Origin of the sequence: Klebsiella sp. TF21-TM, from assembly GCF_019753495.1 — a bacterium.
GTDB classification, from domain to species: Bacteria; Pseudomonadota; Gammaproteobacteria; order Enterobacterales; family Enterobacteriaceae; genus Klebsiella; species Klebsiella quasipneumoniae.
The window spans coordinates 335,702-343,114 of the sequence record NZ_JAIJYL010000002.1; the positions used below are offsets into that span (position 1 = coordinate 335,702).

Genomic DNA, 7,413 nt, shown 5'->3' on the forward strand with positions numbered 1-7,413 from the left:
TTGGAAGAAATAATCACATAATTAAGTAGAAAGACTACTTACTTCTGCATGGATTCCAAGCAGCCTGTAAAGTGACTCCTTCATCCGGATTGTATTACCAGTGGTGTAAAAGCGGTATTTCTCCTGGCCGCGCTCTTCAGGCCAGTTGCAGCTATTCAACATTGAGGCCGCATGGCTGATAACCGCAGGGGCGGGATCATGTATTGTCACTTCTGCTGGAACAATCTGTTCAATGAGATAGCGGAGGAAGGGATAATGTGTACATCCGAAAACGATTTGGTCCACTCCGGCATCAATCAGAGGCTGAACAACGCGGTTAACCATTTTACGCACTTCAAACAGGGCATGAGGATGCCCCTCTACAGCATCAACCCAGCCTTCAGGTGTTACAGCGTACACGTCAACCATCTTGCCGTAACGATCGTTCAACTGATGATATTTTTCTGTTCTCAGCGTTGCGGCAGTTGCCAGGATGGCTATTTTCCCGGAGCGGGTCTGTGCGGCTGCCGGTTTAACGGCAGGCTCTATCCCGATAACCGGTATCGGATAACGCTGGCGTAAGCGCTCGATCGCTACGCTTGTCGCAGTATTACAGGCCACCACGATTTGCGTGACTTCCTGAGATACTAGCCAGTCACAAATGGCGATACTTCTGCCAAAGATGGCTTCTTCCGTGAGGTTTCCGTACGGGCAGTGCTGTTGATCGGCAACAAACAGGGCGGGTACATCCGGCACACTTGCAACCAGCGCCCGCCACACAGACAGGCCCCCGAGACCGGAATCAAACATACCGATAAGGTTTTCTTTCATTGCATTATTCTTAATATGATTATCTGGAATTGCACGGCAGCAGCCCGTTGGGCTAAAGACGATCCGGATAATTATACTCCTTTAAAATGCTGAAGATAACATCAGCGTCTATGCATCTGCATGCCCTGATAATCGTTATAAATGAAGGGCTGCGTCAGAGAATGTGAAGTCCTCAGTGCAGCCCTGGTACATTATTCCTCGACTGATTTACCGTTGGTCGCAATGAGTTTCTGATACCAGTAGTAGCTTTTCTTGCAGAAACGCCTGCCGTCACCACGCCCCAGATCGTCAAGATTGACGTAAACCAGGCCATAACGTTTTGACATCTGGTTTGACGAGCAGCTGATGATGTCGATCGGAGACCACATATAGTAGCCCAGCACTTCCACGCCATCGGCAATGGCTTCACCGACAGAGCGGATATGATCCCTGAAGAAGGCGATACGGTAATCATCCTCTACGGTTTCGTTAACCAGCTCGTCAAAGCAGCCAATACCGTTCTCGGTGATCATGATAGGCTTTTGCCAGCGATCCCAGAAGAAATTCAGCACATAGCGAAGCCCTACCGGGTCAATTGCCCAGCCCCAGGGGGTCTGCGATAAAAGCGGGTTACGCTTGTTATTCCCCCTGAACTGGTGCGCAATCTCAGCATTGCTTACATAGGTGGTGTAATAAGAAAACGTCATGAAATCTGCCGTATTCTTCAGGAGAGCTTTATCCTCATCCGTGATGCTGAGAACGATGTTTTTCTCTTTGAAGAACCGTTTGATATAGCCGGGATATTCACCACGCAGAAGCACATCCGCGAAGTAGATTTCATACTGGTTTTTCTGCCATGTGGCAAAGTTGTCTTCCGGACTTGTCGTTTCAGGGTAGGCAAAATCGGTATACAGCATCATGCCGATCTTAATATCTCCGCCCAGGGAGGCAGCATATTTTTTTACCATGGCCGAAGCCAACAGTTCGTGGTGAACGCCCTGATATTTATCCTGTTCCAGATAGGTGCCTTCGTCCTCGAAAATGCCCAGATGATTGAAGGACTCGTAGCGAATGAGGTTAATCTGGTTAAAAGGGATCCAGTACTTAACGCGATCGTGATAGCGATCGAGGCAAGTGCGGGCAAAGTTAAAATAAAAATCGATTAACTGACGGTTCTTCCAGCCATTATATTTCAGCGCGAGGTTCAGGGGCATCTCATAATGGGCGAGCGTAATCATCGGCTCCATGCCATTTTTGATGATTTCGTCTATCAGCTCATCGTAAAATTTCAGGCCCGCTTCGTTAGGTGCCGTGTTATCCCCGTCAGGAAAAATACGCGCCCAGCTGATTGAGGTACGGAAGGTCTTCAGACCGGCGGCCTTGAGCAGCGCCAGATCTTCACGGAAGGTGTGGTAAAAATCGATACCCGTTCTTTTAGGAAACACGCCGTCTTTATCATCCTGTGCCTGAACAGCATAGTCCCGGGTGAGCTCGATATTATACATCTTGCGCATGTCTTCATTGAAAACATATTCATTGATATCGGCAACGCTGATACCTTTACCATCAAGATTCCAGGCCCCCTCCGCCTGGTTGGCCGCGATAGCGCCGCCCCAGAGGAAGTTCTCAGGAAAATTCAGTGTTTCGTTACTCATGTTCTCTCCCATTTTTAAGACCGGCTCTTGTAACCAAAAATAACCGGTAAAACTGCGCCAGTAATTAAAGTGGCGAATAGACCCACGCTGTAAATCAGCATGTTACTTGCGGTCGGGATGGAAAGCAGACTCGCAAAAACAAGGTTATTAATCGTGATGTTACAGCCACCCACAATTCCCCCTCCGACCGCACCGGCAATAATGATGTAATAAATCGTGCGGCGGTTAGGGATGATGAGGCCGTATAAGATAGGCTCAGTCACACCGCTGATTAATGAAGGGAAGAAGGCACTGCTGGCAAGCTGACGCGTACCTGCATCACGCGTTCTGATAAGGATCCCGAGTGCCACGCCCATCTGAGCGATGGCTGACATACCGCCAATGGCATAGATAGGGTCACCGCCATGGGCAATGTTTGAAAAGACTACCGGAATAATGGCCCAGTGCAGCCCAAACAGGACGATAAAGGAATAGGCTGCCCCGATGATCATCCCGGCCACAAGACTGTTCACGCCAATGATGTAAACGATGGCTGATGCCAGATAATCACCGAGGTACTTGCCGAAGGGGCCAAGTAAAAACATGGTGAGCGGAACCACAATCACGACGCATAACAACGGCACCATAAACAGCTGTACTGAATCCCACAACCTGGCCTTCAGGAAGCGCTCCAGCGCGGCAGCAACCGGTACGGCAAAGAATACCGGAAAGATGCTGTAGCCGTATTCCATAACCACAAGCGGCAGGCCGATGATATTCAGCGTCTGCCCTGCCAGACTGGTAAATTCGGGATACAGTAATGACGCGCCGATGATCGCGCCTGTTAGCTCACTGGATTTAAGCTTCCTGGCGATGGTAAAACCAAGTAGCACTGGCATGAAATAAAACGGCACATTAGCGATAAATGACAGCAGGGTTAGCGTACTGTTTCCCGTCAGAGAAGGCAGGCTCAGCAACAATGTGGTGAAAGCACGTAGCAGACCTGCGGCGGCGAGAATACCGATCAAAGGCAGGAAGCTGCCTGAAATGAATGCGAAGATACGGCTGATGAAAGATTCCCGGTTTGCTGCCGTCCCGGAAGAGGACAGCGCGCTGTTCTGACCACCGGTTTCAAGCACGCCATGCAGGGCACTGTATACTGCCCCTACCTTGTTGCCGATAATGAGCTGGCACTGTCCGCTGGCCTGCACGACTGAGAGGACCAGCGGGTTCGCTTTAAGGGCATCCTTGTTAATCTTGTCATAATCGAAGAGATTAAAACGTAAGCGCGTAGCGCAGTGGTAATAATCCTTAATATTTTCACGGCCACCTAAATTGTCAATGATAGACAATATCTGCTGTTGTTCAGACATTTGCGGGACTCTCTTGATGTAGGGTAGGGTATAACCTGAAAATATCCGTGAACAGGCTGTAAATCAAAAACTATCATTTTCCTGTTTTGGAAAATAACTTTGTGAGCTAAATCACGTTCTGTACGATATTAAAAACAATACTTTCAAGGTATTTATGAGAAAAATAGTTTGCGTATAACATTTGAGGGTAATTATTAAGTTCGATGGAATGGGCTGGTTTATTATTCAGGATTGCTGGCACGCTTCCTGAAATAAGGCATAATTGCGACTTTTCAGACACGTTATTTATATACTGGCATGAGTTTATCCATTGTCCTGTCAGGGTAAGAATAAAAACGCAGTCAACCTGTCGCAGAATGGTTTTGATCAGTTCGTTGTTTGAACGCTCGACCAGATAAACCTTCCGGTTGCTGCTGCTGATGCTTTCCCTCATGACATTTGCAATATTGAAAAGAAATGAGTTAGACAGAATAATGACGGAACGACTGTTATTAATGACCTCTGCCATTTTTCTGCACTCTTCATAAGGTATATATTTATATATTTCCTCGATAACCTCTTTTTCAGTCATTCCTTTTATACCCTGATGCGTCAACCGATAGGGAGCTATGTCATTTTTTAATTCCTGGAACGAGCCGTATCCCAGTTCCCTGACGAATTTGGTGATGCTCGAAGGCGTCGTATTACAGTACGACGCCAGCTCTTCGATTTTCACATACGGAAATTCTTCGATTTTAGCAATTACCGCCATCGCAATGGCGGTAAAGACGTTTCGCTTACCGGCATAAAAAAGATATTCAGATACTCTCACATAAAGAGGACTGTAAAATACGCTATCCGGAGTGTTTTGCATGCCTGCCCCAACACAGAGTTAACAGTGATTGCCTGACGGTCATAACAATAATGGAGCATACTACAAAGGTCGCGAATGTCAGTGCCGCCAGTGCAAGCGTGTGGTTCAGTGTGGTCATGGATGCCGCGTCAACCCTTATAAGGGCAGATGCCAGTGCCGTTGACGGGAAGGTAAATCCCCACCAGATCCGCCCAAACGTATCCGGGATCATTCTTCGCCACAGGCTGATGAGCACAATGGCAAAGAAAAGTGCGGTCCAGGCCATGAATTCAATTACGTCATTCATACCGCCATAAATACAGTACAGTCCGACGGCGATGACCGCAGGCGCTGAAACCATAATAGCCAGGCCGGGCATGGCCTTCTGCGGGGTAACAGGACGAACAAACACGATACGCCAGAGGATAAGCGGCATAAAAAGCGCCCAGCAGAGCAGAGCTGAAAACAGCAGCATCTTACTGAGGCCCGGAAACCCCAGATCCACGCCCGCGAAAGCCGGAGAGGCGTTGCCCACCATAGGTATAAGCCATACCGGGCTGATTTCATGCGTATCGAGCTGATCGATAAGCCAGCGGCGGAATGTACACGTGAGGAAAAAAATCTGGGCGGCGACGGCCGCTATCCAGAGCACCTTCGCCAGCAGGATACTGTAAGGTAGCAGTCCCATTGCGAGCAGAAAACCTGAAATTGTGGCAGCACAAAAAAAGTTCTTACTGGCACGTGAATGCCATTCTGCAAGGATAATCTGACGGCAAAAAACCAGCCGCAGAAGTTGGATACCGGTCAGTACTAAAAATACCGCTAATCCTGTCGCAAGGAATACTTCACCAGGCAACGCGGACACGTCGTAGGTTTTTGCTGCGGCCCGCCATACCAGGCCCAGGCCGGTTATCCCCATCACCGAGGAATAGAGATCGAAGCTGACAGTTTGAAATTTTTCGGACACCGTATATCTCACTTTTAATTTCCGGGCAAAATTACTGCGCCCAGGACAGATGCATGCTAAATTTCCGCTATATTGGTCCTGTGCCATTACTGTTTAAAGGTCCAATTCAGATAAATAATTGGACCACAGGGGTTTGTGTGATTGAAATTCACCTCAGCCGCAGCGCGACGGCTCTTCCGCTTTACCAACAGATTGAGCAGCAAATCAGCTGGCAGATCATCAAGGGTCAACTGAATTATGGCGAGTACCTGCCCCCCTCCCGGGAGCTGGCCCGGCAGCTGAGAGTATCCCGGGGAAGCGTTGTCCGGGCTTATGAAGCGCTTTGCATGAAAGAGTACTGTCACAGCCATACGGGAAGAGGAACGATGGTGATTTACCGGGAAAAGCCGGATGCGTCACCGCCTGGTCCGGTTGCGGCTGCCCCCTCCCCGATCGCCTACGCGAGCGATAAATTTCTTCCCGGGGGCTTATCCCTGCTTCCCAGCCATGCCAGCACGGCTCATCTTCCGGTCGGTGAGTTCCGGCAGGCTTTCAACCGCGTGCTGCGTTATCCTGACAGGCTTAATCAGTTTGGCGAGAGCGCCGGGAATCTGGAGCTACGTCAACTAATCTGCGACCAAATCCTTCCTTCCCGGGGGATCTCAGCCAGTCCCCAGGAAGTGCTGATTGTCCCCGGTTCACAGTATGGAAGTCTGCTTCTGGCCATGACGGTACGCCAGGAGAGAACATGTTTTCATTTTGGCGAGCCGGGCTACCTGGAGTTTGCCCGTAATTTTTCGCGTTTCGGCTACAATCTACAGTCACACAGGATGGATCCTGAGGGAATCGATCTATCCGACTTTCGGCCAACGGCGAAGGATATTCTTTATCTGATGCCGGAACATCATTTTCCGCAATGCATCACGTTGTCGGATAGCAGACGAAGCGAAATAATTCATTTGGCAAGTCAGAAGAAGATACTTTTGCTGGAAGATGATTATGACAGTGAATTTTACTTCGACAAAGTTCCCCGCCCTGCCCTCCGTTCAACCGCAGCCTCAGAACAGGTCGTATATATGGGTACCTTTTCCAAAGTACTTTTCAATAACGTTCGGCTCGGATATCTGGTTGCAGACAGCCATCTAATACAACAGATGGCTGCTCTACACTGGAGTCTGTCACGCGGTACAAGCGGGCTTGTGCAACAATGGGTAGCTGAATTGCTGAAAAGTGGAACATATGCGAGACATTTGCGAAGAATGCGAACGGTATACCGGCATAAACGAGATGACATGGTGGCTCTGGTACGGAAATACCTGCCGGACGCACAATTCAGCGTCCCGCCAGGTGGCCTGCAACTTTACGTCAAATTCAGCGAGCCCGAAAAAGCCATCTGGGTTTATGACTGGCTTTCCGGAAACAATATTCAGGTTGCTGATACAGGAAACTACACGTCAGATACTGACGCGACGTCTGATTTTATCGTATTAGGGTTCGCGAATACTGATGTGAATGAATGCGAGACGGTTCTTGAAAGGCTGAGTCACGCACTGTATTCAGGCCTCGACAGGATCTGATTTCGCGGTATGACTATTTTACGTTTCATCAACGATCCTATGATCTTCCTTGTTACCAGAGTGACACCGGTAACATTCACTATATCATTGTGGCTACTGTCTGTAGTGGTTTAGTGAATTTGGTCACCTGAGTTGAGGTGTTATCCAAAAGTCTGGCGGAAAGTGGGCAAGATAGAAGAATGATATGGCTTTGTTGAATAAATCAGATTTCGGGTAAGTCTCCCCCGTAGCGGGTTGTGTTTTCAGGCAATACGCACGCTTT

Annotated in this window: 6 protein-coding genes; 1 reads left to right on the top strand and 5 read right to left on the bottom strand. The window is 48.8% G+C overall.

Features of this window, described 5'->3' with window-relative positions; all coding sequences use genetic code 11:
• Positions 1-21: 21 nt before the first annotated feature.
• The 5 genes from murI to K5R89_RS03565 all read right to left on the bottom strand — a co-directional run bounded on the left by murI (position 22) and on the right by K5R89_RS03565 (position 5,595).
• On the bottom strand, positions 22-810 hold the full coding sequence (gene murI / locus K5R89_RS03545; RefSeq protein ID WP_217259141.1) for a glutamate racemase: 789 nt from the start codon (positions 808-810) through the stop codon (positions 22-24).
• 191 nt (positions 811-1,001) lie between these two features.
• Positions 1,002-2,444: a glycoside hydrolase family 1 protein gene (locus tag K5R89_RS03550; RefSeq protein WP_254242776.1), complete on the bottom strand. Its 1,443-nt coding sequence runs from the start codon at positions 2,442-2,444 to the stop codon at positions 1,002-1,004.
• Positions 2,445-2,458: 14 nt separating this feature from the next.
• The gene (locus K5R89_RS03555) at positions 2,459-3,796 is read right to left on the bottom strand and encodes a PTS transporter subunit EIIC (RefSeq protein WP_217259139.1); all 1,338 of its coding nucleotides are present in this window, start codon (positions 3,794-3,796) and stop codon (positions 2,459-2,461) included.
• Between the two features lie 106 nt (positions 3,797-3,902).
• Positions 3,903-4,649: a transcriptional regulator, RpiR family protein gene (locus K5R89_RS03560; RefSeq protein WP_087849382.1), complete on the bottom strand. Its 747-nt coding sequence runs from the start codon at positions 4,647-4,649 to the stop codon at positions 3,903-3,905.
• Complete coding sequence (locus tag K5R89_RS03565; protein WP_223176242.1) at positions 4,630-5,595, bottom strand: C4-dicarboxylate transporter; 966 nt, start codon at positions 5,593-5,595, stop codon at positions 4,630-4,632. The genes K5R89_RS03560 and K5R89_RS03565 overlap by 20 nt, the downstream gene beginning before the upstream one ends.
• Positions 5,596-5,648: 53 nt before the next feature.
• On the opposite strand from K5R89_RS03565, the gene K5R89_RS03570 reads away from it, so the two are divergent.
• On the top strand, positions 5,649-7,151 hold the full coding sequence (locus tag K5R89_RS03570) for a PLP-dependent aminotransferase family protein (protein ID WP_217259138.1): 1,503 nt from the start codon (positions 5,649-5,651) through the stop codon (positions 7,149-7,151).
• Positions 7,152-7,413: the final 262 nt, after the last annotated feature.

Coding starts and splice junctions, on each gene's coding strand:
- K5R89_RS03555 (WP_217259139.1), bottom strand. CDS start 3,796: ATGTCTGAACAACAGCAGATATTGTCTATCATTGACAATTTAGGTGGC.
- K5R89_RS03560 (WP_087849382.1), bottom strand. CDS start 4,649: ATGCAAAACACTCCGGATAGCGTATTTTACAGTCCTCTTTATGTGAGA.
- K5R89_RS03570 (WP_217259138.1), top strand. CDS start 5,649: ATGCTAAATTTCCGCTATATTGGTCCTGTGCCATTACTGTTTAAAGGT.
- K5R89_RS03550 (WP_254242776.1), bottom strand. CDS start 2,444: ATGAGTAACGAAACACTGAATTTTCCTGAGAACTTCCTCTGGGGCGGC.
- murI (WP_217259141.1), bottom strand. CDS start 810: ATGAAAGAAAACCTTATCGGTATGTTTGATTCCGGTCTCGGGGGCCTG.